This window comes from Pseudarthrobacter sp. PS3-L1, from assembly GCF_030063285.1.
Lineage (GTDB): Bacteria > Actinomycetota > Actinomycetes > Actinomycetales > Micrococcaceae > Arthrobacter.
This window is the reverse complement of the sequence record NZ_JASISU010000004.1, coordinates 234,722-260,318: the sequence shown is the minus strand read 5'-3', so window position 1 is coordinate 260,318 and position 25,597 is coordinate 234,722. Positions and strand designations below refer to the sequence as shown.

Here is a 25,597-nt window from a genome sequence, read left to right as displayed (position 1 = left end):
ACATAGCTGCTGCCGCTGAGGTGGAACTGCACGGCCTGTGACTACTGTTCTGGCATGGCCAGAACCCACATGAACAAAACCCGCAACCGTGTGCGTCCCCGTACTGCCTACTCCAGGGCAGGTGTTCGTTGGCATCGGGGGTGGCTGAGCCATAACAGACGGTTTGTGATGTCGCTGCTCCTGTGTGCTGCGGCGGGGCTCACCGTGGTCCAGTTGACTCCATCGCCAGCAGCATCAGCCTCCGTGATCGGAGCGGCGAGGGATCTGCCGGTTGGAACCACACTCACGGCGGCAGACCTCTTGGCTGTCAACGTGCCCGCAGAACTTGCTGTCGCCGGGATAACGGAACCATCTGAGGCGATCGGAAAACAACTGGCCGCACCGCTGTCCACGCATCAGATTCTCTGGCCTGGACTTCTGCTGGGCCCTGGGCTTCTAGCAGGCGCGCCGCCTGGCTCCACAGCCGTCCCCCTGCGGATGGCAGATCCCACGGCAGTCCAGCTACTCTCGCCCGGCCACCTCGTGACGATCATCCGTGCTGGAGAAGATGCAACCGGCGCGACAACCCCACCGGAAGTCCTGGCGCGTTCGGTACCCGTGCTGTGGACCTCGGAATCGGGCGGCGGGGACGCCTGGCTGGCAACCGCGGACGCGGATGGACTCATAGTGGTAGCGGCTACACCGAATCAAAATGACATGTTGGCTGGTGCGTCCATCCGCGGAAAACTCTTTTTTGTGATGGATCCCCCCAGGTAGGGCCCGGGGTGCCGCTACAGCCGTCGCGCCACCCCGGTCACGCTCTAGCCCCAGTGCGGCGGACGCTGCTCGCGGAGCCATTCATCATGGTTGCTCTCAGGTGCGTCTGCCCAACGCTGCGGATCATCTTCGGCCGCTTTGTCCGGCAGTACCTTGGCAGATCCCGTAGGGTCGGTCGGCGCAGATGGGGTGCTTGATGCGCCCTCTGCGGGACGCGTCGACACCGCGGACTGCCCTCCCTCTACAGTCGTGGGTCCCTGCTGTTCGGCCACCTCACGGGTCATCTCATCTGTCCCATCGCCTGCGTCCTCGTTTGAACTGCCATCAGCACTCTCAACGCTGCCATCCTCACGTCCAGGGAGGTCGGCGCGTTGCCCGTCACTGTTTTCTGACTGGTTTGTTGGCACTGCCTGCCCCGACGCCAGTTCTGCTGCGTTGATCTCTGGCCGGCTTCGCCGGTCCACTACCCCGGCCAGCAGGTTCTCGCCATCGGAAACTGCTGAGCGCACCGCGGCTGGTTCCTCGTCAAAAAAACCACCTTGTCCATGCTGCAGGGCACTCGTAAAGTTCTCGAGTCCCAGGTGCCCGGCGATCCTGTCAGCACAGGCTGACGGATCGGTAAATACCTCAATGGTCCATAGCGGCATATAGCGCCATCCGAGCCGTTCGAGAAGTTGTGGACGCAGGCGGCTGCGCTCACGGACACTCATGGAGCGGTATCTCTCTGTGCCGTCAGATTCGATGGCTACGGGGCGAGGAATCTCGTGGTCGAGACGGCCCATGGTGCTGATCGGATCCGGCGCAGCGACCACGTCCACGACACCGTCATACTGGTGCCAGACCCGCGCACCCCTCGCCCTCAGGCGTTCTCCGAGGTCAGCAACCAGAGGATCGGCGCCCAGCGCCTGTTCGCTGGCAACGGCCCGCGAAGCTGGGCTACCCAGATCGGTGTTCCCGGCAAGTTCCCGATCCAGCAACTCGTAAAAATCCTTGGCGCCATGGGTCAGCCGCGTCCGGTCCAGGTCCTCCGGCCGGAAACAACTGAGAACATGCATGGATGTCCGGGCCCGTGACATGGCGAGAGCAAACTTTGCCCGACCGCCAGATGCGGAGAGCGGACCGAAGTTGTGCAGCGCGCGGCCGTGCGGTGTCCTGCCGAACCCAGGGGAAAAGATGATGTGGTCCCGGACGACTCCCTGCACACGTTCCAGATCCACAACCCGGAAGGAATCCTTCCCCGCACTGAAGAAGCCTGCCACTTCAGGATGGTTGGGCATCTGCAACCGAATGGTTTCCCCGATCCGGGCAGCGTGCCGAAGGCTTGCTGTGACAACTGCAAGCGTCACGTTGGGCCGCGTACGGGCATGCTCGAAAACAAGCTCCACAACACGGTTGACATCCGCCACGACCGATTCCACACCTTCATGTCCTGCGCTGGGCAGTCCAGTGCCGTCAGGGAGGTACTCAACGACCAGGGAGCGGTCCAGCCCCGTGGCTGACTGTCCCTCGGGAAGTCGACGCAGGCCACCATCGTAGAAGTTCTTGCTCAGCTGCCGGATGAGGTCCTCATCGACTGCCCGGTAGACAAAACGAAGCTTCCACGTAGGGAGCACTGCTGCCAGCGCCGTGTAGGCGCTGGTCACCTGCTGGTGCGCAGGTTCTCCAGCGGCCAACTGTTCAACGCCGACGGTGAAGGAGCGCGGGCTGGCGATCTGGTCGTCACCGAACGCTATGACCTGCTTTGAGCGAGCCACGGACGGCAGGACAGCCTGCAGCGAGGTTGCCTCAGCATCAAGAATGACCACTGCATCAAAGTGCTGCTCCGCCGGGAGGATCCCCGTCATGAGATAGGGACTCACGGACCAGACAGGGATCAGTTTCGGAATCAGCTCCGCGGCCTGCGCGCTCAGCGCGGCCAATGACACACGGCCGTCCTTGAGCAGGTTTCGGAGCTGTTCAGCCTGCCGAGGGTGCTCCGCTATGGCCTTGCGCCACTGCTCGGCAAGCTTCCACCGAATCCGGTAGGACCCGCTGGCGACGTGGGCGGCATCGGCAAGCCGATACTCTGCTTCCAGTTTGCGTAGCGCATCGCCATCAGACATGGCAAGGTAGTCATCCCCGCTGATCATTGCCTCCAGCGCCGACTGCCACCAGGCGAGCTCCAGCTCGGCTTTGACGGACTCCGCTGGTACTTCACGTTCGGCCAGGTCAGACAACAACTCACTGAGCCCGTGTTCACGCATGTCCTGGATAAGGAGCGTTCGTTCAGGAAGCGTCTCCAGTGTGGCAGTATCCGCCACCAGCGACTCCACGCGGGCCATGAGTTCCGGATACTCTGCGGTTTCCAGCCCTGCACCGTGGTCTGTGTGCTGAAGGCACTGTCCAAGGGAAGCCAGTGCGCTAGCAAGGGCACGGTGGCTCGCGTCTATTTCTGCCAACCCAGAAGGCACTGCAGGATGGCGTTGGCTAGTGGCGTAGTCCGCCCAGAGAGCACGTTGTTCCTGGACCAGGACCAGGGAGCTGTGGAGATCAGAAATGTGCACACCGGGGCGGACATATTCCTTGGCGACCCGACGCAGGCGTGAACGCTGCATGGACGCCATCTCGATGCCGCGCTCTTTTCGCCATGAGGAGGAGGCCGTTGCGGAGATGAGGTCGTGGACGGGCCTGTCAAAAATGTCGGGGGTGAACTTGTCCAGGCTTCCTCGGACGGCCATCAGCAACTCAAGCTGCTCTCCCCACTCGGCAAAAGTCGATCCGAGGCGGATTTCGGCATAGTCCGCAACCGCTGCCATTCGCTTCTGCAGGGCCGGCAGCTTCTCTTCAACATCCCGCGCAAGGTTCTGCGCCTGCTCCGTTTCCTTCCGCGTGAGGAGGCGGGCGCCGTGCCAGGGACTGGTTGTGGACTCACGGTTGAAGCTACCGAGCTCAGCGGCCCGCCGCAGCCTCGTAGCAAGCTCCTGCCGGTCCTGGATGCTGTCCAGGACACTGCGCTTGAGCCGCACTGTTGTCGAAGGAGCCGGGTGGATGGAGGTTAATTCAGCCAGTGACTGCATGGCCTGGTAGGGCGAGCAACCCCAGCGCTCACGAACGTTATGCAGGGACTCGACATGATCCAGGAGCGCATGACGCTGGCTGGCGAGAGTCTGGTGCAGATTGTCAAGTTGCGGCTGCATGGACTTCTCGTTGCGGACAATAGCCTTGACCAACTGGCCTTTGAGCTGTTGCGGCGAGGTGCCACCATTGAGTTCAAGCAAGGCTGAAGCAAGGCCCAGGTCTTCGAGGCGACCCGCCACCTCGGCCAAGCCTGCACGCCGGTCCCCCACCACCAATACGGTCCGGCCAGCGTCAACGAGAGCGCCAATGGTGTTCAGCGCAGTCTGCGTCTGTCCGGTACCCGGCGGGCTGCTCACGACCAGTGATTCCCCCGCGCGGGCAGCATCAACGACGTACTGCTGATCGGCGTCGGCGTCCAACAAGAGAAGCTCTTGCGCAGGATCGCGCTGGTCCAGGTCGGGGAAGCGTGAAGCATCAGGTTCCGGACTGGCCAGCGCCTTGGCACCAGCAAGCGCCATGACAACGGGATGGTTTCCGTTGATCCACGGATCGTCTAGGTTTCCTGACAGGTCGGCAAAGGTGGATACCAGGAGGTTGTGCTGGACATCAGCGCCAGGGATTGCGGACAGCAGTGTCGTGAGCCTGTCTAGGACTGGCTGCGGGTCAAACCTCGCAGTGCTGTACGCCATGCGTGTCACTGCACTGACGTCGAAGACTATGTTGTGGACCGTTTTAAGGTGACGGACAAGGGCTGGATTGAGGCTGGCCTGTTCCGTCAGCTGAAGTTCGTAGTCGTCTTCCCCGGGCCGGGTCGTCAATGAAATCGCAGCCAGCATCACCGGCGCCGATACACGCTGTGGTTTACCTCCAACAGCGGAGGTCCACAGGACAGTACCGGCGGAGAAATACCCGGCGTCGATACCGCGATCGTTGGCCAATTCGAAGATTTTGGACCGCAGGTTCCGCGAGGCCCGGGCAGCAACCAGATACTGCTGCCTGTCCCGGATCAGCGTGGAAAGCCTGGTGCGCCGCCCAGCCATGAGCTGGGCCAAACCCGAGGGATGAGCACCAGTCAGGTCAATGGAACCTTCGGGAGTTTTTGTGAAACGCAGCATTGTGTCGGCCCCCGTAACGGGCTTCAGCCCGGAGAGCCACTTCTCAAGCTCCTCGGGTACTTCGCTCTGGCCTTGACCAACTGACACTACTGCCTTCTTTTCTGCGCCCACGCGGGACGCCCTGGACCATACCGGCATGGTTTCGAGCGTAGCCGGAAACCGGGCCGGCCGGAGACTGCAACGCTGACGCCACGGAATTTAGGACGCATTTAGTTGCGCACAGCGAAGCGGCCGGCCCCTTTCGGGACCGGCCGCTTCAAAAAACTACTCCCACTCAATAGTTCCAGGCGGCTTGCTTGTCACGTCGAGCACCACGCGGTTGACGCCCTCAACCTCATTGGTGATCCGGTTCGAGATCCGCGCCAGCAGGTCGTACGGCAGCCGTGACCAGTCAGCAGTCATGGCATCCTCCGAGGACACTGGGCGCAAGACGATCGGATGGCCGTAGGTGCGGCCATCACCCTGGACGCCTACGCTGCGCACGTCAGCCAAAAGGACAACTGGCATCTGCCAGACCTCATTGTCAAGGCCCGCAGCTGTCAGTTCGGCACGGGCAATAGCGTCGGCTTTGCGCAGCAGGTCAAGACGTTCCTTGGTGACCTCTCCTACGATCCGGATGCCTAGGCCGGGGCCGGGGAACGGCTGGCGCCCAACAATTTCCTGCGGCAGGCCCAACTGCGCTCCTACGGCCCGGACCTCGTCCTTGAAGAGCGCACGGAGGGGTTCGACCAGTTCGAACTGCAGATCCTCAGGAAGTCCACCAACATTGTGGTGGCTCTTGATGTTGGCGGCACCTTCGCCGCCACCGGATTCAACAACATCCGGGTACAGGGTCCCCTGGACCAGGAAGCGGATTTTTTCGCCGTCAGCGGCCGCCTCGGCAATGATGGCCCGCTCAGCTTCCTCAAAGGCTCGAATGAATTCGCGCCCGATGATTTTTCGCTTTGTTTCCGGATCACTGACGCCGGCAAGGGCCTCCTGGAAGCGAACCTGCTCATTTGCCACGTACAGATTGACGCCCGTGGCGGCCACAAAGTCCCGCTCGACCTGCTCCGCTTCGCCCTCTCGCAGGAGACCGTGGTCGACGAAGACGCAGGTGAGTTGGTCACCTACCGCTCGCTGTACGAGGGCAGCGGCAACCGCCGAGTCCACGCCACCCGAGAGTCCGCAGATGACTCGTGCGTTACCAATCTGCTTGCGGATGCGGTCCACCTGTTCTTCCAGGATGTTTCCGGTGGTCCAGTTTGGTTCCAGCCGGGCGCCCTTGAAGAGGAAATTCTCGAGGACCTGCTGGCCGTAGGCGGAGTGCTTGACCTCGGGATGCCACTGCACACCGAAAAGGCCCTTTTCTTCGTTGGCAAAAGCAGCGACTTCGGCACCAGCCGTCGTAGCCAGCACTTCAAATCCCTCGGGCGCGGCGTGCACCGAATCTCCATGGCTCATCCACGTGTTCTGGTGCTGCGGCATTCCCTCGAGGACAGATCTGCCCTCTCCCAGGAGTGTTGTCTGGGTGGAGCCGAACTCACGCATACCAGTCTTGGCAACCGTTCCACCCAAGGCATTGGCCATGGCCTGGAAACCGTAACAGATACCAAAGATGGGGACACCTGCCTCAAAGAGATCAGCTCCCACACTGGGTGCTCCATCGGCATAGACACTGGAGGGACCGCCGGAGAGGATGATCGCTGATGGGTTCTTGGCCAGCAGCTGCTCGGTGGTGAAGGTATGCGGAACAACTTCCGAATACACGTTCGCTTCCCGGACGCGGCGTGCGATGAGCTGCGCGTACTGGGCACCGTAGTCAACAACCAGCACTGGCTTCTGGGAAGTCTGGGCTGCAGAGGGAGTAGTCACCCACCAAGACTACGTCGCGTACTTACCCTGCCGCACCTTGGACAGTGCAGCTGTGACCAAAGGTACGACGTCGGCAGTCGGGTAAGCGCGCCCCTTACCTCAGTAGCGCTTTGATGCCTGGGGGTTGGCAGCCAGCTCAGCCTCAACGTCGCGGTGGAATCTCTTCTCGACGAAGAAGGACAGGAACGGCACCACGCCGCCCAACGCCAGCACGAGCATTTTGGTGAACGGCCAACGCATCAGCGTCCAGAGGCGGAACGTGGACATCAGATAGACCACGTACATCCAGCCGTGCACGATCAGGATGGTCACCGAGACATTAACCCCGCCAACAACTCCTTTGGGATCGGAATCAGTGAATCCAAAAGTGTGGGGTTGGCCCGTCGCTGCGTTCGTCCCGCCAATGAAGAGGGAGGCGCCAAAGACATAGCGGGAGATCAGTTCCGCGCAAAGCAGGAGCAGCATCGACCCGGTGAGGTAGGCGAGGACCTTGTAGAACTTCAGCGCTGACCTGATCTGCGCCTCCGTGCCGCCGAAGCGACGCTTCTTCCTTGCGGCAGGTTTTCCAGGTGTGGCGGGCGTGGGATCAATCATTGTTATTCCTCGGTTGGGGAGACATGGATGCTGTCCTGGTTGGCGCGAGCTTGAACTCATCACCTTCGACGCCAAATTCCTCGTCATAGGCTTCTTCAAGGTCTCGCAGGTGATCATCCCTTACCAGGCGCAGCCAGATGAAGAGTGCAAATCCGGCGAAGACGATCCACTCGATGGCGTAGAACAGGCTGAGCCAGTTGATTTTTTGTGCGGCTGGCTGTGGTCCGATGTCAAGGGACTCCATGGAACTTCCGCCGGCCGCGGCACCAACTTCCACCCCGCCTGCCACTTCCGAGGTTGCTGCGACGAAACCAGGGTAGCTGCTGACGTTCCAGATATTGATAAGTTCCGCTACAGAGACTGCAGTTGCCCGGCCTGGCCCTGGATCCCGCTGCGGGACCGGCGCCTCGGAGGGTATGAGCCTGCCGGTAACTGTCAGGTTCCCCGATGGCGGTGCTGTGGCGTCGTCGGCAGTCGCTACCCAGCCACGAGCTACCGGGATAACGACCTCAGGGCTTGCTCCAACACCATCGAGCAGCGGTGCGCCAGAGACCGCGAAGGCTGTGACAACCCAGAATCCCGACTGTCCGTCGCGCAACCTGTCCGCCACGAGGACCTGGCGATCAGGATCAAAAGTTCCGTCAGCGGACACCATCTGATCCGAGACGGAGCCGGGGAAAAATGTTCCTGGCTGCAACGTCGAGGTCAGCGACTGAACGGTCTCGGTGGTCGGGTTGAGAGGAACGTCGGGTGTGGTGGAGCGGCCGAACTGCCACTGGCTGAGCAGCACGAACACCCCGGAAAGAACCATGGCAAACAGCAGTCCGGCAATCCATCGGGGCTTGAGAGCAGTCTTCCACACCACTCAACCGTACTTCGTCACGTTGTAGAACAACGAACTGGGTCCTTCCCCGCACGCGGCAGGGCAACGGCAGGAAAAGGACTAGGAACGCCTTAGTGGTCGAAGAAAACGAGGCTGGAGTTGATGAGCTCTGCGATGACCTCGGCGTCGTAGGCCCGGCGGAGGGACTCCCGGAAGGATTCCTTGGACAACGAGCGCGCAATCGTCGCCAGCACCTCAAGATGTTCAGAAAATGAGCCTGCCGGGGTGGCAATCAGCAAAATCACTGTTGCCGGACCGTCAGCAGCACCAAAGTCCAGGGCGTGACCGTACTTCGTAATTCCGACAGCAATCGATGTCTGGCTGACAAACTCGCTGCGTGCGTGCGGCAGCCCAACTCCGCCGGGGAGTCCAGTGGCCAACTGGTGTTCCCGGGCATTCACGTGGCTAAGGAACCCCGGCAGATCCGTGATCCGGCCAGCAGCGTGCAGCCGCTCCGCAAGTTGCGTAGCGGCTGCTGCCTTGTCTGTCGCCTCAAGCTCCAACACCACCATTTCCGGGGTGGTGAGGACGGCGTCATACCGGTCAAATGGTTCCGCCAAGGCGTGGGTCCCTTCACTGCATCATGGAGTTCTCGGGGCTGGCTCAGCGCAGTGGCACGATATCTGCGACACCTAGCCGAGCGGCGTCGGCCGATTCATCATCCGGTTGCTGCTGGCTCAAACGCTCAGCTTCAACCCTGGCAATGTAATTGGCGATCTCGTTGTCCCGCTGGGTTTCACTCCACCCAAGAACATTCCCCATCAGTTTAGCGACCACAGGGGCTGCCGAAACACCCCGGTCCCAGGACTCGATCGAAATACGGGTCCTTCGCGTCAGCACATCCTGGATATGGCGGGCTCCCTCGTGCGTCGCTGCGTAGACGGCTTCGGCCTGAAGGTAGTCGTCAGCCCCAGGAAGTGTCTCGGCGAGTTCCGGGGTCGCCCGGATGATGTCCAGGACTTCGGTGGCCATAGAACCGTAGCGGTTGAGGAGGTGCTCCACCCGGGCCACATGGACGCCGTATTCCTCGGCGGTTCGATTCCTCCGGTTCCATGCAGCTTTGTACCCGTTGGCGCCGAGCAGCGGAATGCTCTGAGTGCAACTGGGCGCAACCCGTTCGTCCAGAGTGCGGGTAGCTTCATCCACGGCGTCCTTCGCCATGACCCTGTAGGTTGTCCATTTTCCGCCCGCCACGACCACGAGGCCAGGGACTGGGTGAGCCACAATGTGCTCGCGTGAGAGCTTGGCCGTTGAGTCGTTTTCCCCGGCCAGGAGTGGACGCAGCCCTGCGAAGACGCCTTCCACGTCCTCACGGGTCAGTGGACGCTTGAGGACCTTGTTGACGTGTTCCAAAACATAGTCAATGTCCTTGCTGGATGCGGCAGGATGGGCTTTATCCAGGTCCCAGTCGGTGTCGGTGGTGCCAATAATCCAGTGCCGGCCCCAGGGAATGACAAAGAGAACAGACTTTTCCGTGCGGAGGATCAGGCCAACAGTGGACTGGAAACGATCCCGGGGAACCACCAGGTGGATTCCCTTTGAGGCTCGCACCTTGAGCTGGCCACGATCTGTCACCATGGCCTGCGTCTCATCAGTCCACACTCCGGTGGCGTTGATGACCTGCTTGGCCCGGATATTGAAGGAACTGCCGTCTTCGTGGTCTGTCACCTTGGCCCCGACCACACGTTCGCCTTCCCTGAGGAAATCCACCACCGATACCTGGTTTGCTGCATAGGCCCCGTAGTGGGCGGCGGTCCGAATGAGGTTTGCGGCATACTTGGCGTCGTCGACCTGGCCGTCGTAGTACCTGATGGATCCTACGAAGGCGTCGTCTTTCAGGCTTGGAGCGGCCCGGAGCGTGCCGCGGCGGCTGAGGTGTTTGTGGAACGGGACCCCACGGGCGTGCCCGCCGGACACCGACATGGCATCGTAGAGCGCAATCCCGGCCCCTATGTAGGGCCGTTCAATGAACGGCTTGGTCAGCGGGTATAGGAATGGAACCGGCCTGGCCAGGTGCGGGGCCAAGGACGAAAGCAGCAGCCCGCGCTCCTGCAACGCTTCTTTAACCAACGCGAAATCCAGCATCTCCAGATAGCGCAGGCCACCGTGGATGAGTTTGGATGACCGTGACGACGTTCCTGCGGCCCAGTCGTTTGCCTCAACAATGCCAACGCTGAGTCCGCGCGTCACAGCGTCAAGGGCAGCGCCGATGCCAACGATTCCGCCGCCGACAATCAGGATATCGAGTTCCTGACCTGGCTCTGCCGTATCCCTGAAACGCTTCAGGGCGGATTCGCGGGCCTCCGGCCCCATAGCCCCACCGAAAGAAGAAACACTCGTCATCGAAAGCCTCCATCACTGCTGATAGTCCGTTCGAACAACACTACGTTGTTGCGGGCCGGATGGGCAGGGGAGCCTTGGTGGAGACTGAAGAATTAAGGCTAGATTCCCCCGTACGGGGACACCACCACATCGACGCGCTGGAACTCCTTGAGGTCCGAATAGCCAGTGGTCGCCATGGAACGACGCAGCGCGCCGATGAGGTTGGAGGTTCCATTGGTGTGCTGCCCTGGACCGAAAAGAACCTCCTCGAGGGGACCCACTGTCCCGACATTCACGCGATCCCCGCGGGGAATCTCAAGGTGGTGTGCTTCCTGGCCCCAGTGCCAGCCCTTGCCCGGAGCCTCATCCGCACGCGCCAGGGCACTGCCAAGCATCACTGCGTCGGCACCCATGGCGATGGCCTTGACGATGTCGCCCGAGGAGCCCATACCGCCGTCGGCAATCACGTGCACGTACCGGCCACCTGACTCGTCCATGTAGTCCCTACGCGCCGCCGCGACATCGGAGATGGCTGTGGCCATGGGCGCATGGATGCCCAGCGCCCGGCGCGTGGTGCTTGTGGCTCCCCCACCGAAGCCCACCAGCACGCCAGCAGCGCCAGTTCGCATCAGGTGCAGTGCCGGGGTGTAACCGGCTGCTCCACCAACAATGACTGGGACATCGAGTTCGTAGATGAACTGCTTCAGGTTCAGTGGCTCGTGGTCCTTCGAGACATGCTCCGCAGAGACGGTTGTGCCGCGGATCACGAAGATGTCGACACCAGCCGCCAGGACGGTACGGTAATGCTCCTGGGTGCGCTGCGGGGTCAGGGAACCGGCAACCGTGACACCGGCTGCACGGATTTCCGCCAGCCGGGACGTGATGAGCTCCGGCTGGATCGGAGCCCGGTACAGCTCCTGCATGCGTCCGGTAACTGCGGGACTGTTGGTCTCGTCGCGCAGTGCGGCGATCTCGTCAAGAACTGACTGGGGGTCCTCGTAGCGGGTCCAGAGCCCTTCAAGATCTAGGACTCCCAGTCCGCCAAGATTGCCCAGCGCAATAGCGGACGCGGGTGACATTGCAGAGTCCATGGGAGCCGCAATCACCGGCATGTCAAAGCGGTAGGCGTCGATCTGCCACGAGACTGAGACGTCCCGGGGGTCGCGCGTGCGGCGGTTGGGGATGATCGCAATGTCATCCAGGGAGTACGCACGGCGTCCGCGCTTGGCTTGGCCAATCTCAATCTCGTAAGTCACCGCTCTAGGTTATCCCAGCTAGGACACTTAGGACGGACCGGAATCGTAAACGCCCACACATCGGGCACATCACACCGTGGCGATGCGCTGCGCCGGCCTGCCCCTGCCGTGCTACCTCGGCTCGTCAATGCCAAGCTGAGACTCGAACATACGGAAGTACCTGCCCCTCAGTGCGACAAGTTCCCGGTGGCTGCCCTGTTCCACGATCTGCCCGTCTTCGAGCATGTAGACGACGTCGGCTTTTTCAATGGTCGCGAGCCTGTGGCTGATAGCGATGATGGTGCTGCTGCGATCGGCGAAGAGCCTTGTGAAAATCCTATGTTCAGCGAGCGCGTCGATGGCTGATGTGGGCTCGTCCATCACCATGAATGAAGCATCGCGGTAGAAATTCCGGGCCATGGCAAGTCGCTGCCACTGACCTCCGGACAGCCCACTGCCCTTGCGTCCGCGCGGGTCCTCCATCCAGTTGCTGACGTGATTTTCAAGCCCGTTGGGAAGCTTGGTGATGAAATCCAGAGCTTCGGCATCTGCCGCAGCACGGCGAATCCGATCGTCATTGCGGGGCGCATCAACGTCGCCAAAATAAATATTCTCGGCGGCCGTTGCAAACTCATACTTGAGGAATTCCTGGCTAAGGACTGCCATATGGCGGTGCCACGAGGTGACATCGACGGCGGCCAAGTCGACGTCGTCGAGCATTACCTGCCCCGAATCAGGACTGTACAGCCCGGCCAAGATGCGGATCAGGGTCGATTTGCCAGCGCCATTCTCGCCCACGATGGCGATGTGCTGACCTTCACGAATGGTGAGGTTGATGCCCCGGATAACTTCAGTATCACTCCCCGTGTAGGAGAACCTGATATTGCGCAGCTCCACAACCGAGGGTGATCCAAGCAGCGCTGGTGCGTGCTCAGAATGCGCCGGGAGCGCCATGAAAAGCTCGTAGTCTTTCAGGTTTGCCAGGTCTTCGTCGATGGAGCTCAATGACGAGACCAGGCTATTGGCCGTGGACAGTGCGCGACTGACAATCTGCTGGACAAACAAAAACTGCCCTACCGGAAGTGCGCGGGTGATGATCTGCCCAACCACCCAGATCAAGGACACTACCTCGGCACCGTACTGCAGCGCATCGGCTGCCAGTTGCTTGGGAATATAGCGCCGCTGGAAGTCGAGGCGACGGCGCTCATCGGCGTCCCGAAGCCTGGAGCGGAAGTCCATGAGATACCCCACGATCCCGTAAAGCCGCATCTCGGCAATGTGCTGGGGACGGAGGAGGTTCGTTTCGATCATCCGCCGTTGGCGTCGGGAGTCCACCTGCGTGTTCCAGTGCGCCATCTGCTCACGGGAAAGCCGGAATTGCAGATACACACTGGGCACAATCGCCACCAGCACGATGGCCGCAATCCACCAGCTGACCAGGAGGAGGGCACCGATCGCCAGGACCACGGAGATCAGCTGGGTAAAGATGGCAGCAATACGGTCCAGGACCCTGGCATAGGAATCGGAGAATCGCTTCGCACGGTCGTAAAGGTCGACAGTTTCCTTGTCGTCGTAGCGCCAGAATTCCAGGGCGAGGAACCGTTCATACATCTGGTCCCCCACAATGGCGCCCACCCTGAAACTCATCAGCTGCTGGATGTACCGGTCGATGCTGTTGAATCCACCCCACAGCAGGCCCAGCGCAGCAGTAATGACGACATACACGATGGCTTGCTGCCCGGCCGCGGAATCACCCGCGTAGGCGGCGGCCAGGGCAGTGGTTGTCAGTGCAGCGAAGTAGGTGGTGACGAGGGGCAGGACCGCGGAAATCACGGAACCTAGAACCTTCATGATCACGGCCCCAGGTGAGGCGCGGAAGCTGACGCGCAGCACTTGGGCCACCGCCTTGGCGTAGGGTCCCAGCGCAAGGCGGCGCCCGGAATCCTTGGCCGGGCTCACTTCTCCTGGATGTCGTGACGGAGCCATGGGGCCATCCTAGTGCCGTGCCACCTGGGCTTGATCGTCAGCGTGAACCGTAGTTGGGCGCCTCGACTGTCATCTGGATGTCGTGCGGGTGGGATTCCTTCAGGCCGGCGGCTGTGATGCGGACGAACTTTCCGCGGACCTTGAGCTCGGGGATGGTGGGGGCGCCCGTGTAGAACATGGTCTGGCGCAAGCCACCAACCAGCTGGTGGGCTACTGAAGCCAGGGGGCCGCGGTAGGCCACCCGGCCTTCGATACCCTCCGGGATCAATTTGTCATCGCCGGAAACATCAGCCTGGAAGTACCTGTCCTTGGAGTACGACGTATTCTGGCCACGGGACTGCATGGCGCCGAGCGAACCCATGCCGCGGTAGAGCTTGAACTGCTTGCCATTAACGAAGATCAGATCGCCCGGGGACTCGTCGCAGCCTGCCAGCAGCGAGCCCAACATGACCGTGTCGGCGCCGGCGACCAGCGCCTTGCCGATGTCGCCCGAGTACTGGAGGCCGCCGTCGGCGATCAGCGGAACGCCCGCCGGAATGGCTGCCTTGGAGGATTCGTGGATGGCGGTGATCTGCGGAACTCCTACTCCAGCCACCACGCGGGTGGTGCAGATGGACCCGGGACCGACACCCACCTTGATGCCATCCGCTCCAGCATCGATCAGCGCCTGCGCGCCCTCCCGGGTAGCGGCCTGTCCGCCGATGATGTCCACATGCGCAAATGCAGGGTCGGACTTGAGCCGTTGGATCATATCCAACACGCCCTGGGAATGACCGTTGGCGGTATCCACGAACAAAGCGTCCACGCCCGCTTCAACCAGGGCTACAGCCCGGTCCCAGCCATCACCGAAGAATCCGATGGCCGCACCCACCCGGAGGCGGCCCTCGTCATCCTTGGTGGCGAGCGGATACTGCTCTGCTTTGGTGAAATCCTTCGTGGTAATCAGGCCCTTAAGCCGACCCTGTTCGTCCACCAGCGGGAGCTTTTCAATCTTGTTCGTTGCCAGCTTGTGTGAAGCTTCTTCGCGACTGATGCCAACATGCCCGGTCACGAGCGGCATTTTGGTCATGACGTCGCTGACGAGGCGAATGGGGAAATCGGCGTCCGGCACAAACCGGGTGTCACGGTTGGTACAGATGCCCAGAAGCCGGTTCTCTTCATCCACCACGGGAAGTCCAGAAACCCTGTAGTGGGCGCACAGGTCATCAAGTTCACGCAGGGTGGCGTCCGGGCGAATGGTCAGCGGGTTGGTGATCATGCCGGATTCGCTGCGTTTGACCCGGTCAACCTGATCCGCTTGGTCTGCAATGGACAGATTGCGGTGCACGACGCCCAAACCGCCCTGGCGGGCCATGGCGATGGCCATGCGGGACTCTGTGACGGTGTCCATCGCCGCGGAAAGAAGCGGCGTCTGGACGGTAATGCGTTTGGAGATCCTGGATGAGGTGTCTGCCTCGGACGGAATGACGTTCGTGTGCCCTGGCAGAAGCAGGACGTCGTCGTACGTCAGCCCGATGAGGGCGAAGGGGTTGTGTTCGGGCTCGGTCATGAGTGCGCCTCTTACCTTTTGCAGGGATCACGGGTAGGGGTTGCAGCCGATGACCAGCCCGTAATTACGGGTCTGGCCTGTGCAGAAGTGTTGAGTAAATATTAGAACCTCGCACCGGATCCCCCTATTCCGTGCGGCCAATGTGAGCAAGGGCACGATTGTGTTGCGCCTACTGCCAGCCCGTGGCCGCGAGGAGCCGCTCCCGGAACATGGGAACCATGCTTTCGACATAGCTCTTGGTCAAATGGCTGTCATCCTTGTAGACAAAAATATTTCCCACGACCGCAGGACAGACACCCTCCGCGCAGAAAAAATCACTCATATCCATCAGTGACAGGTTCTCAAGGGTGTCGTGGAACTCCTCCAGAGGCGAGACCGCCGCGAGCGATTCCTCGATGGACGGGTTGCATGCCTCTGCTTCCGGGCCTTGGTCCAAAACGCATTCAGCCATGCTGAAATCGAAGCGTGGATTGTCCCGGATACCCACCACATCGATACCAGCGTCGGAGAAGGGCCGGACTCCTTCGAGATAGCCATCCACCGCAGTTTCGTATGGCTCTTCTGCGTGCGTCATGGTCGCAACCGTGAACACGGCATCCGGACGCTGGTCCAGGACGTAGTTGGAACTTGCACGGTTGAAGGCGTTGCAGTCCTGATCCCGCGATTCCGACTGGGCACCAAACCGGCAACTGCCGCGAAGCAACGAAATAACCTCCCAGCCGCGTTCTTGGGCAATGGGCTCCAGTGCAGCCATGAACTGCTGTGCGTGCGAATCCCCCAGGACAACAATCCGCTTCGCTACGTGCTCCGCCTGGCTGGTCTGGCGGCAATCTTTCAGGAGATCATCCACCGGAACCGCCTCATCACTGCATTGCTGATCCAGGAAAAACCATTCATTCTCGAGCGCAGCCGGCGCTGGCACCAGCCGCGCCTCGGGGACCTCGATAGCGGTGCTGTTGGGGCCGATAGCCGCCGCACCAGGGATAAGGTCGCTGGGCTGTGCCGCAACAGCCCGCTCCTCAGCCACGAGGCTGCTCTGCCAGACTGCGACGGGACCAGCCAGCAGGGCTCCACAAGCAAGCACGACGACGGCGCTTCGCCGGGTCCGCTGCTGCGGCCAGTGCCAGGCGCCCAGCGGTTTCTCGATAAAGCGGACGGTAAGGAAACTGAGAGACAGGGCAATACCCACTAAAAACAACCCCTGAACGAGGGTGGGTGAGCGAAGGCCAGTCCAGGCCAGCCACAACACGAGAATCGGCCAATGCCATAGATAGAGGGCGTAGGAGACATCACCCAACCTCATCAGGGGTTTCCACGTCAGGAGCCGATCCACACCCACACGGCTACCCGACTGTCCGGCAATGATGACTGCCGCAGCCGCAAGTGTTGGCCACAGGGCGATGAAGCCCGGAAATGCGCTGTCAACGCTCAGGACCAGGCCACAGGACACGATGGCTGCCAGGCCAATCCAGCCGAGAAAAACCCTCACGGCCTTGCCTGGATTGAGGTGCGGGACCGCCAGTGCCAGGAGGGTTCCCAAAGCGAACTCCCAAAGGCGGGTGCGAGTGTCGAAGTAGGCAAAAGATTGGTTGGTTGACGTCTGCTGGATGGAAAAAGCCAGTGACGAAGCAAAAATGGATCCGAAGATGACTGCCAACAAGCCGCTGTATCCGAACTGCTCCGGAACCCAGTTCCGCTTCCGCAGTGCTTTCAGCGCATATGCTGCGGCGACAAAAATAATGGGCCAGAGAATGAAGACCTGCCCTTGGATGGACAGTGACCAGAAGTGCTGGAGTGGGCTTGCCCGGGCATGGTCCTGAGCGTAATAGTCAACCGCTGTCGCGGCCAGGAGCCAGTTCTGGACGTAGAACAGGGTTGCCCACGCCTGGTCCAGAATTGCTTGCCACCGGCTGGGCTGGAGTACAACTGCCGTTCCTGCCAGCACAGAAAGGATTACCACCACTGCCGCTGGAAGCAGCCGCTTGAAGACGTGCAGCCAATGCCTGAAAAGGTTGAGGCTTCCTCCTGAATTGACTCTGCGAACGAAGGACAGCGTCATCAGGAACGCGGAAATCAGGAGGAATACATCAACTCCGCCAGAAACGCGACCCAACCAGACGTGATAGCTAACAACCAGCAGAACGGCCAGCGCCCGCAGGCCCTGGAGCTCCGGACGAAAGCCCCCACGTGCCACATTTGCGTTCCGCGTCACGGCATTGATGTTCATTGCCACCCTGTGGACGCGATGATTCGCCGGCCAAGTTCTTCGGCCATGCTTGCGGCGTACGTGGCACTCAAATGGTTGTCATCCAGGTAAACAAAAACATTGCCAATGACGCCGGGACAGACCCCGTCCGTGCAGAGTCTGTCCGTCATGTCCACAAGATGCAGGCCTGGCAACTCTTCCCCAGCCATGGGGCCGAAAGGACTGTCCGCCCGAAGGTTATCTTCCACGGGCGGACGACAGGAGGACGATTCGGGCCCCTGGCGGACTACACACTCGGCCATATTGAAGCTGAAACGCGGGTTGTCGCGCAGAGCGACAACATCAAAGTCACTGTCCAGCCAAGAACCGACCTGCAAGCGAAATCCGGGAGTGAGTTCCTCTCCAGGACCAGAAGGAACCGCAGCAGTTCCGATGGCAACAATCGCGTCAGGGCGTTGACGGGTCACTTCCTCGCGAACCTCCGCGTTGAACTCCTCGCACTCAGCGTTCGATGCCATCCCCTCGGGCGTCACTTTACAGCCACCTTTGAGAATGGAATACAACAGCCAGTTGTTGGCTTTGGCTACCGATTTCAGTGCACCGGACCACTGCTGGGCGTGGCTGTCTCCCAAGACCAGCACACTGCGGGTTGGGATGCCCGAGGGGCGCTGCTCCGAACAGGCTCCACGAAGGGCTTTCGACGCCGGAACCAACTCGTCAGTACATGCGCCGTCCAGCGTTACCCAGTCCTTGGATAAATCTGCTGCAGCGGGCAGCAGTGTGGCCTCATCTGCTGGTTCATCGCCGAGGAAAGTCGGGTCGAGGACGCGCGCTCCCGGGTTGTTGACCCACGCCTGCGACTGCGCCTCACGACGCTCTGATTCGACCTGCAGCTGCCACCCGGAGAGGGGAATGATTGCCACACTCAGTGCAGCGACTATGGCAATGGCTGCGCGCCGACGTCTGACCTCAGGCCATTTCCATTCCCGCCAGGGTTTTTCGATGAAACGCGTGGTCAGGAAAGCCAACAGCAGTGCAGTCCCGATGATGACGGATCCGGACAGCCAACCAGCATGGTCTTTTCCGCTGACGGACAGGCCAATGACCAACAGGGGCCAGTGCCAGAGATACAGGGCATATGAATTGTCCCCCAGACGAACTAGGAATCGCGAACTGAGGATCCGGTCAACCCCGAACCGGCTTCCCGTCTGCCCTGCAGCGATCACAGCAGCGGCAGCAAGTGTGGGCCACAGTGCCGCGATCCCCGGAAAGGCAGCCTCGACGTTCAGGAGAATGCCGCAACTGAGCATTGCCACCACGCCGAACCATCCCAGGGCGATCCTGACATTTTGGGAGAGCTTCAGGCCCGGCAGAAAAAGCGCCACCATCGTACCCAGGGCAAATTCCCACAGCCGGGCCCCGGTATCAAAATAGGCCTGGGACTGGTTAACAACCGTGAAAAATATGGAGTAGGCCAAAGACACAACAAAGACCGCGCCAAAAACGAACGTCAGCAGGCGCCGGTAGTACAGCACATAGCGGCGGGACACCCATGCGCAGGCGGCGAAAATAATGGGCCACAGGATGAAGACCTGCCCTTGAATGGACAGCGACCAGAAATGCTGGAGTGGGCTCGCGAGGCTGTGGTCCATCGCATAGTAGTCAACGGCTTCGGCCTGTAACAAGCGGTTCTGTATATAGAACAGCGACGCCCAACCCTGGTCAATGATGTCCAGCCATCGGGTCCGCGGGAGAAAGAGATAGCTCGCCACGACGACCGCAACGATGACTGTGACAGCAGCTGGCAAAAGACGGCGGAACAGGTGCAGCCAGTGCCGAAAAAGTCCCATCGGACGTTTTTGGTCGAACTTGGACACGAACTGCAGCGTCATCAGGAAGGCAGAAATGAGGAGGAAAACGTCCACACCGCCCGAGACTCGGCCGAACCAGACATGGTAGGTAACAACCATGAGCACTGCGAGTGAACGCAGCCCCTGGATCTCTGGGCGGAACGTCGACTTCCGGGGACTGGGAGCAGCCTGGGATGGCCTGGGGGGCGCTGAAAGCGCTCTCGACATCACATACTCACTTTCCTGCTACCCCGAACCAAATGTTTAATATTACGCGATATCGAGAGCATTCGGCGCAGCAAAGCGAAAGAGCCGGCCCCGCACAGCGGGTCCGGCTCTTCGGATGATGCAATGAATCAGTGGCTATGGCCTGCGTGCTCGTCTTCTTCGGCGGGCTTTTCCACGACCAACGTTTCAGTGGTCAGGACCAGCGCGGCGATGGAGGCAGCGTTGCGGAGAGCAGCTCGGGTCACCTTGACGGGGTCAATGACGCCCGCCGCGATGAGATCCTCGTACTCGCCGGTCTTGGCGTTGAAACCATGATTGGCGGCCAGTTCGCCGACCTTGGCGACAACAACATATCCGTCGAAGCCAGCGTTCTGGGCAATCCAACGCAGCGGCTGAGTCAGCGCACGGCGGACAATTCCCACCGCAGCTGCAGCATCACCCTCGAGCGCCTTGACGGCTGGATCTTCATCCAGCGCCTTGAGCGCATGGATCAGCGCAGAGCCGCCGCCTGAAACGATGCCTTCTTCAAGGGCTGCACGCGTTGAAGAAACAGCATCTTCAATGCGGTGCTTCTTCTCCTTGAGCTCAACCTCGGTGGCAGCACCAACCTTGATGACACCAATGCCACCAGCCAGCTTGGCAAGACGCTCCTGCAGCTTTTCCTTGTCCCAGTCAGAGTCGGTGCGGGTCAGCTCGGCACGAAGCTGCGCGACACGTGCTGCAACATCTTCAGCCGATCCTGCACCATCAACGATGGTGGTGTTGTCCTTGGTGACAGTGATACGGCGAGCCGTTCCCAACACCTCAAGGCCTACGGAATCCAGGCTCAGTCCGAGCTCTGGAGAAACGACCTGCGCGCCCGTAAGGGTGGCAATGTCCTGCAGCATGGCCTTGCGACGGTCTCCAAAGCCAGGCGCCTTGACGGCAACAACGTTCAGGGTGCCGCGGATGCGGTTGACAATCAGTGTCGAGAGAGCCTCACCATCAACGTCCTCAGCAATGATGAACAGCGGCTTAGAGCTCTGCAGCGCCTTTTCCAGCAGCGGCAGGAAGTCCTGAACCGAGGAAATCTTGCCCTGGTTGATCAGGATCAGGGCATCTTCGAGGACTGCTTCCTGGCGCTCCGCGTCGGTGACGAAGTACGGCGACAGGTAGCCCTTGTCGAACTGCATACCCTCGGTGAGGACCAGCTCAGTCTGCGTGGTGGAGGACTCTTCAATGGTGATCACACCATCCTTGCCAACCTTGCCGAACGCCTCGGCCAAGAGTTCGCCCACTTCGTCGCTCTGCGCAGAAATGGAGGCAACATTGGCAACCTGGGTGCCCTCGACTGGACGGGCATTGTCCAACAGGCGAGCGGCAACGGCTTCTACGGAAACCTCAATGCCACGCTTGATCTGGCCCGGAGCAGCGCCGGCAGCAACATTGCGCAGACCCTCCTTGACCAAGGCCTGCGCCAGTACCGTGGCGGTGGTGGTGCCGTCGCCAGCAACATCGTTGGTCTTGGTGGCTACTTCCTTGGCCAGCTGGGCGCCAAGGTTCTCGTAGGGATCGTCAAGCTCAACTTCACGGGCAATGGTGACGCCGTCATTGGTGATGGTGGGAGCGCCCCATTTTTTGTCCAGGACGACGTTGCGACCGCGGGGGCCGAGCGTCACCTTGACGGTGTTGGCGAGCTTGTCGATACCGGCCTCAAGCGACCGGCGGGCAGCGTCGTTAAACGCAAGCTGCTTTGCCATGATGGTGTCCTTTCAAGACAGAACCCCACGCGGCGGATCAACGAAATACGTGACCAGCCGCGCGGGGTTCAAAAAGTTACTTTACGACGATCGCCAGGACGTCGCGGGCGGACAGAACGAGGTACTCGGTTCCGCCAGTCTTGACTTCGGTTCCGCCGTACTTGGAGTAGATGACAACGTCGCCAACGGCTACGTCGACAGGAACGCGGTTACCGTCTTCGAAGCGGCCGGGGCCAACTGCTACAACTTCGCCTTCCTGGGGCTTCTCCTGTGCGGAGTCCGGGATAACCAGGCCGGAAGCCGTGGTCTGCTCTGCTTCGAGCGGGCGGACAACAATACGATCCTCAAGAGGCTTAATAGAGACCGACACTCGGACCTCTCCTTTACGTCAGCAAAATTATGGACTTTGAGGCCGCCTGCCTGGCTGAGCGACCGTCGTCGCGGTGCCGGCCGCAGCGCATGGCTGGCGGAACTCAATGGTTAGCACCCACCGGGGTGGAGTGCTAATCAAGACTCTATGTAAGGGTTAGCACTCGGTCAAGGCGAGTGCTAACTATTCTTCACGGGCGAACACGGGCTACCCACACCAGGCCTGCCCCGGGAGCATGCACGGCAACGGCGCGATGGCCCGGGCACGCTGGACTACTGTTGAAGGCATGGCTGCCGAATCCCAGGATCAGATTGCCCTTTTGCTGACTGCCGAAGGATGGGACCTTCTCAACTCACTGGGGCCCTACCGAGACGCTGATGCATTTGCCCTGAACAATTCGCTCCGGAAAGCAGGGCACCGCCCAGAGCTGGTTTCCGCCGTTCTCACCCAGTCCCGGTTGCGTACCAGGGCAGAAGCGAAGTTCGGTGAATTTGCCCGCGAAATGCTCTTCACCCAAGCTGGGCTTGAACAGGCCACGAGGCTCTCCGTTGCCGCCCGGCATGCCGACCGGTTTGTCCGGGCCGGAATCAAGCATGTGGCAGACCTCGGCTGCGGGCTTGGTGCGGATTCACTCGCTTTTGCCTCGCTGGACGTGGCGGTCACCGCCGTCGAACGCGACGAACTGACCGCAGCGTGCGCGACCGTTAACCTTATTCCGTTCCCCCAGGCAACAGTGGTTCACGGCGATGCCGAACAGGCGGACCTGGAAAACATCGATGGCATCTGGCTTGATCCGGCCCGGCGCACAACGTCCAGTTCAGGCACCGCAAGGATTTGGGATCCCGAGGCTTTCTCCCCTCCCCTGTCCTTCGTTACTTCGCTCGCTGCAGGCGGCAAGGCCGTTGGTGTCAAGATGGGACCGGGCATGCCGCACGACGCCGTCCCTGCACACTGCGAGGCCCAGTGGGTGTCTGTTAATGGCGATGTCACCGAAGTGGCCCTGTGGTTCAACGCGCTCAAGCGTCCCGATATCCGCCGAGCAGCCCTCCTGCTAGGAAACCGGGGTGCCGTGGAACTCACTAGTGCAGCAGATTTCGACGGCGGCCCGGCGGCTCCCGTTGGCACAATCCAGGGGTTTCTCTACGAACCAGACGGCGCAGTCATCCGCGCAGGACTCGTCGCGGACCTGGCGTTGAACCTCAAAGGTCATCTTGTTGATGAACACATTGCCTACATTTGCGCAGACGAGCTGGTTGACACTCCTTTTGCCCGCGCGTATCGAGTCCTCGAGGTGCTCCCACTCAATGTCAAGGTCCTCAAGCGTTGGGTCAAGGACAACGGCGTCGGGGTGCTGGACATCAAGAAGCGTGGAGTTGCCACCACTCCTGAGGAGCTCAGAAGCCAACTCCTCAGTGGTGTTTCACTGAAATCATCGAAGGCAACAGCGACTCTGGTCCTAACCAGGATTGGAACAGAACGCGTTGCCATCGTGGTGGAACCCCAGCCAGCGGATTAGGGGCACGTCACTAGGAATCGCTGCGAGTAATCCGTTCAGCTTCGGCAACCTGGTCTGGCGTCGGACGGATCCCGGTGTACAGCACAAACTGTTCAAGTGCCTGGATCGTAGCCACTTCGGCTCCTGTGATCACCGGCTTTCCGGCAGCCCTGGCGGCACGAACCAATGGAGTCTCAGCGGGCAGGGCGACCACGTCGAATACCACAGCTGCAGCTTCAATGGACGCTTTGGAAAATGACAACTCGTCTTCGCCCGCGCCCCCGGCCATTCCTATCGGAGTGACATTGATGATGAGGTCCGCAGTCTCGCCGCTGTCTTCAGGAGACCAGGCAAACCCGTACTGGCTGGCCAACGCCATACCGGCGAGCTCATTGCGGGCAATGATGGTGACCTTGGTGAACCCCGCATCCCGGAGGGCAGCCACGGTGGCTTTCGCCATTCCCCCGGAGCCTTTGACCTGGACTGTGGATTCCAGGGGAATGGCATGTGCCGCCAAGAGCACCTCAATGGCCGTGTAATCGGTGTTGTAGGCAGTCAATCGGCCGTTGTTGTTGACGATTGTATTCACCGAATCAATGGCGAGCGCCGAGGTGTCCAGCTCATCAACAAGGGCGATTACGTCTTCCTTGAACGGCATGGAAACGGCACAACCCCGAATACCAAGGCCCCGCATGCCCGCAATAGCAAGCGCCAGATCAGTGGGTGCGAAGGCCTTGTAAATCCAATTGAGATCCAACTGCCCGTACAGGTGATTGTGGAACCGCGTCCCATTGTTGCTGGGGCGCGCAGACAGCGAGATGCAGAGGGTCATATCTTTATTGAGGATAGGCACTCCCCCATTTAACCCTGATCCAGCTCTGGTAGCCGCGTTAGCTGGGTTAACCCTGCCGTGCTTTCATCCGGGGGTTGCTCTTGTTAGTAACAAATATTCGTCCCCTGCGATGCACAACCTGCGCTCCAGGAACTTTTGCGAGAGCCCGCAGGCAATCTTTACCTTCATGATGGTCCTTCTTTCATTATCTTTAGTAATGATGTGCCAGCTCTGTCCGTGAGGGTGTCCCTCTCCTGGTCATCATGGGGACGCTACCCCTGCATTACACTTGAGAAGCCCGACCCCTGAACGCTGCACCTGTGCTGGATACGACTGGCGGCGGACCATAGGAACAGGTAGGGAACCCATGAAGATTGATTTCGCTTCATCGAAGCAGTCGACTCTTGGTGTGGAGTGGGAACTCGCGCTCGTCGACGGCACGTCCGGAGAGCTCGCCTCGGTAGCCAATGAGGTACTCCGGGGAGTCGCCAGCAAGCATCCAGAGCTGCGGGACGATGAAGAACACCCCCACATCAAGCAGGAACTCCTCCTCAACACTGTCGAGTTGGTGACGGGGATCTGCCAGACACCAGCCGAAGCAAAAGAGGACCTCAACCGCTCCCTGTCCGCGGTCCGGGAAATCACTGACCCCATGGGCGTGGAAGTGTTTTCGGCGGGGAGCCACCCCTTTAGCCCGCCCCAGCTTCAGCCTGTCACGGACAAGGAACGCTACGCAAAGCTCATTGACCGGACCCAGTGGTGGGGCCGCCAGATGGTCATCTATGGCGTACACGTCCACGTCGGGCTGGACCACCGGGACAAGGCGCTCCCGGTAGTCGATGGCCTGGTCAATTACTTTCCGCACTTCCAGGCACTCTCCGCCTCGAGCCCCTTCTGGAGTGGTGAAGACACCGGGTACGCCAGCCACCGCGCACTGATGTTCCAGCAGTTGCCCACGGCTGGGTTGCCTTTCCAATTCGCCACGTGGAACGACTACGAATCGTACGTCCAGGACATGTTCACCACTGGCGTCATCGACTCAATCTCCGAGATCCGCTGGGACATCCGCCCGGTACCGGCACTCGGCACCGTGGAAATGCGCATCTGTGACGGTCTCGCCACACTCGAAGAGGTTGGTGCCATCGCAGCACTGACGCAATGCCTCGTCGACGAGTTCTCAGGGGTCCTCGACGACGGCGGCACCATCCCGACCATGCCACCGTGGCACATCCAGGAAAACAAGTGGCGCGCTGCGCGCTACGGCCTTGACGCCATCATCATCCTCGATGCCAAGGGTACGGAGCAACTGGTCACCGATCACCTCATGGAAACCCTCAACAGGCTCGAACCGACGGCAGCAAAGCTGGGCTGTTCGGCAGAGCTGTCCGACGTGGAGAGCATCATCCGCCGCGGTGCCGGCTACCAGCGGCAACGTCGCGTGGCCCAGGAAAACAACGGCAATCTACAGTCAGTGGTCCTCGATTTGGTCCAGCAGATGCGCAAGGGCCCCACCGCATAGGCTCGGC

18 protein-coding genes are annotated in these 25,597 nt (G+C 60.7%); 3 read left to right on the top strand and 15 right to left on the bottom strand.

Annotated elements, in window-relative coordinates; translation table 11 throughout:
• Positions 1–54 precede the first annotated feature (54 nt).
• Entirely contained in the window at positions 55–756 is a 702-nt protein-coding gene (locus tag QMG79_RS12505) for an SAF domain-containing protein (protein WP_283538922.1), read from the top strand.
• 44 nt (positions 757–800) lie between these two features.
• Here QMG79_RS12505 and QMG79_RS12500 read toward each other — a convergent pair whose 3' ends face one another.
• The 13 genes from QMG79_RS12500 to groES all read right to left on the bottom strand — a co-directional run bounded on the left by QMG79_RS12500 (position 801) and on the right by groES (position 21,744).
• Positions 801–5,066: an AAA family ATPase gene (locus tag QMG79_RS12500; protein ID WP_283538921.1), complete on the bottom strand. Its 4,266-nt coding sequence runs from the start codon at positions 5,064–5,066 to the stop codon at positions 801–803.
• A 126-nt stretch (positions 5,067–5,192) separates the two neighbouring features.
• On the bottom strand, positions 5,193–6,782 hold the full coding sequence (gene guaA / locus QMG79_RS12495) for a glutamine-hydrolyzing GMP synthase (RefSeq protein ID WP_283538920.1): 1,590 nt from the start codon (positions 6,780–6,782) through the stop codon (positions 5,193–5,195).
• Positions 6,783–6,881: 99 nt separating this feature from the next.
• The gene (locus QMG79_RS12490; protein WP_283538919.1) at positions 6,882–7,376 is read right to left on the bottom strand and encodes a DUF3817 domain-containing protein; all 495 of its coding nucleotides are present in this window, start codon (positions 7,374–7,376) and stop codon (positions 6,882–6,884) included.
• Positions 7,369–8,238 (bottom strand): SURF1 family protein, encoded by an 870-nt coding sequence (locus QMG79_RS12485; RefSeq protein WP_283538918.1) that lies wholly within the window; start codon positions 8,236–8,238, stop codon positions 7,369–7,371. The genes QMG79_RS12490 and QMG79_RS12485 overlap by 8 nt, the downstream gene beginning before the upstream one ends.
• Before the next feature lie 92 nt (positions 8,239–8,330).
• Complete coding sequence (locus tag QMG79_RS12480; RefSeq protein ID WP_283538917.1) at positions 8,331–8,819, bottom strand: PTS sugar transporter subunit IIA; 489 nt, start codon at positions 8,817–8,819, stop codon at positions 8,331–8,333.
• 43 nt (positions 8,820–8,862) lie between these two features.
• Positions 8,863–10,602, bottom strand: coding sequence for a glycerol-3-phosphate dehydrogenase/oxidase (locus QMG79_RS12475; protein WP_283538916.1), 1,740 nt, complete (start codon positions 10,600–10,602; stop codon positions 8,863–8,865).
• A gap of 98 nt (positions 10,603–10,700) precedes the next feature.
• Positions 10,701–11,837, bottom strand: coding sequence for a GuaB3 family IMP dehydrogenase-related protein (locus tag QMG79_RS12470; protein ID WP_283538915.1), 1,137 nt, complete (start codon positions 11,835–11,837; stop codon positions 10,701–10,703).
• 111 nt (positions 11,838–11,948) lie between these two features.
• Complete coding sequence (locus QMG79_RS12465; protein ID WP_283538914.1) at positions 11,949–13,802, bottom strand: ABC transporter ATP-binding protein; 1,854 nt, start codon at positions 13,800–13,802, stop codon at positions 11,949–11,951.
• 37 nt (positions 13,803–13,839) lie between these two features.
• Positions 13,840–15,351 (bottom strand): IMP dehydrogenase, encoded by a 1,512-nt coding sequence (gene guaB, locus QMG79_RS12460; RefSeq protein WP_283538913.1) that lies wholly within the window; start codon positions 15,349–15,351, stop codon positions 13,840–13,842.
• Between the two features lie 169 nt (positions 15,352–15,520).
• Positions 15,521–17,578 (bottom strand): acyltransferase family protein, encoded by a 2,058-nt coding sequence (locus QMG79_RS12455; RefSeq protein WP_283538912.1) that lies wholly within the window; start codon positions 17,576–17,578, stop codon positions 15,521–15,523.
• On the bottom strand, positions 17,575–19,635 hold the full coding sequence (locus QMG79_RS12450; RefSeq protein WP_283539255.1) for an acyltransferase family protein: 2,061 nt from the start codon (positions 19,633–19,635) through the stop codon (positions 17,575–17,577). The genes QMG79_RS12455 and QMG79_RS12450 overlap by 4 nt, the downstream gene beginning before the upstream one ends.
• A 128-nt stretch (positions 19,636–19,763) precedes the next feature.
• A complete protein-coding gene (gene groL, locus QMG79_RS12445; protein WP_283538911.1) occupies positions 19,764–21,374 on the bottom strand; it encodes a chaperonin GroEL in 1,611 nt (536 codons plus the stop codon).
• 76 nt (positions 21,375–21,450) lie between these two features.
• The gene (gene groES / locus QMG79_RS12440; RefSeq protein WP_003805290.1) at positions 21,451–21,744 is read right to left on the bottom strand and encodes a co-chaperone GroES; all 294 of its coding nucleotides are present in this window, start codon (positions 21,742–21,744) and stop codon (positions 21,451–21,453) included.
• 286 nt (positions 21,745–22,030) lie between these two features.
• Between groES and QMG79_RS12435 the strand changes: the two genes are divergently transcribed.
• The gene (locus QMG79_RS12435) at positions 22,031–23,260 is read left to right on the top strand and encodes a THUMP-like domain-containing protein (protein ID WP_283538910.1); all 1,230 of its coding nucleotides are present in this window, start codon (positions 22,031–22,033) and stop codon (positions 23,258–23,260) included.
• A gap of 10 nt (positions 23,261–23,270) precedes the next feature.
• Here QMG79_RS12435 and QMG79_RS12430 read toward each other — a convergent pair whose 3' ends face one another.
• Both QMG79_RS12430 and QMG79_RS12425 read right to left on the bottom strand, forming a co-directional pair.
• Entirely contained in the window at positions 23,271–24,092 is an 822-nt protein-coding gene (locus QMG79_RS12430) for a shikimate 5-dehydrogenase (protein WP_283538909.1), read from the bottom strand.
• A 46-nt stretch (positions 24,093–24,138) separates the two neighbouring features.
• Positions 24,139–24,243 carry a ribosomal protein bL36 gene (locus tag QMG79_RS12425; RefSeq protein WP_283539254.1) on the bottom strand — a complete coding sequence of 35 codons (105 nt, stop codon included), beginning with the start codon at positions 24,241–24,243 and terminating at the stop codon, positions 24,139–24,141.
• Between the two features lie 195 nt (positions 24,244–24,438).
• Here QMG79_RS12425 and QMG79_RS12420 point away from each other — a divergent pair, with 195 nt between their 5' ends.
• Positions 24,439–25,590 carry a glutamate--cysteine ligase gene (locus QMG79_RS12420; RefSeq protein ID WP_283538908.1) on the top strand — a complete coding sequence of 384 codons (1,152 nt, stop codon included), beginning with the start codon at positions 24,439–24,441 and terminating at the stop codon, positions 25,588–25,590.
• The last annotated feature ends 7 nt before the right edge of the window (positions 25,591–25,597 follow it).

Coding starts and splice junctions, on each gene's coding strand:
- QMG79_RS12505 (WP_283538922.1), top strand. CDS start 55: ATGGCCAGAACCCACATGAACAAAACCCGCAACCGTGTGCGTCCCCGT.
- QMG79_RS12435 (WP_283538910.1), top strand. CDS start 22,031: ATGGCTGCCGAATCCCAGGATCAGATTGCCCTTTTGCTGACTGCCGAA.
- QMG79_RS12465 (WP_283538914.1), bottom strand. CDS start 13,802: ATGGCTCCGTCACGACATCCAGGAGAAGTGAGCCCGGCCAAGGATTCC.
- QMG79_RS12455 (WP_283538912.1), bottom strand. CDS start 17,578: ATGAACATCAATGCCGTGACGCGGAACGCAAATGTGGCACGTGGGGGC.
- guaB (WP_283538913.1), bottom strand. CDS start 15,351: ATGACCGAGCCCGAACACAACCCCTTCGCCCTCATCGGGCTGACGTAC.
- QMG79_RS12475 (WP_283538916.1), bottom strand. CDS start 10,602: ATGACGAGTGTTTCTTCTTTCGGTGGGGCTATGGGGCCGGAGGCCCGC.
- QMG79_RS12450 (WP_283539255.1), bottom strand. CDS start 19,635: ATGTCGAGAGCGCTTTCAGCGCCCCCCAGGCCATCCCAGGCTGCTCCC.
- QMG79_RS12500 (WP_283538921.1), bottom strand. CDS start 5,066: ATGCCGGTATGGTCCAGGGCGTCCCGCGTGGGCGCAGAAAAGAAGGCA.
- QMG79_RS12420 (WP_283538908.1), top strand. CDS start 24,439: ATGAAGATTGATTTCGCTTCATCGAAGCAGTCGACTCTTGGTGTGGAG.
- QMG79_RS12490 (WP_283538919.1), bottom strand. CDS start 7,376: ATGATTGATCCCACGCCCGCCACACCTGGAAAACCTGCCGCAAGGAAG.
- groL (WP_283538911.1), bottom strand. CDS start 21,374: ATGGCAAAGCAGCTTGCGTTTAACGACGCTGCCCGCCGGTCGCTTGAG.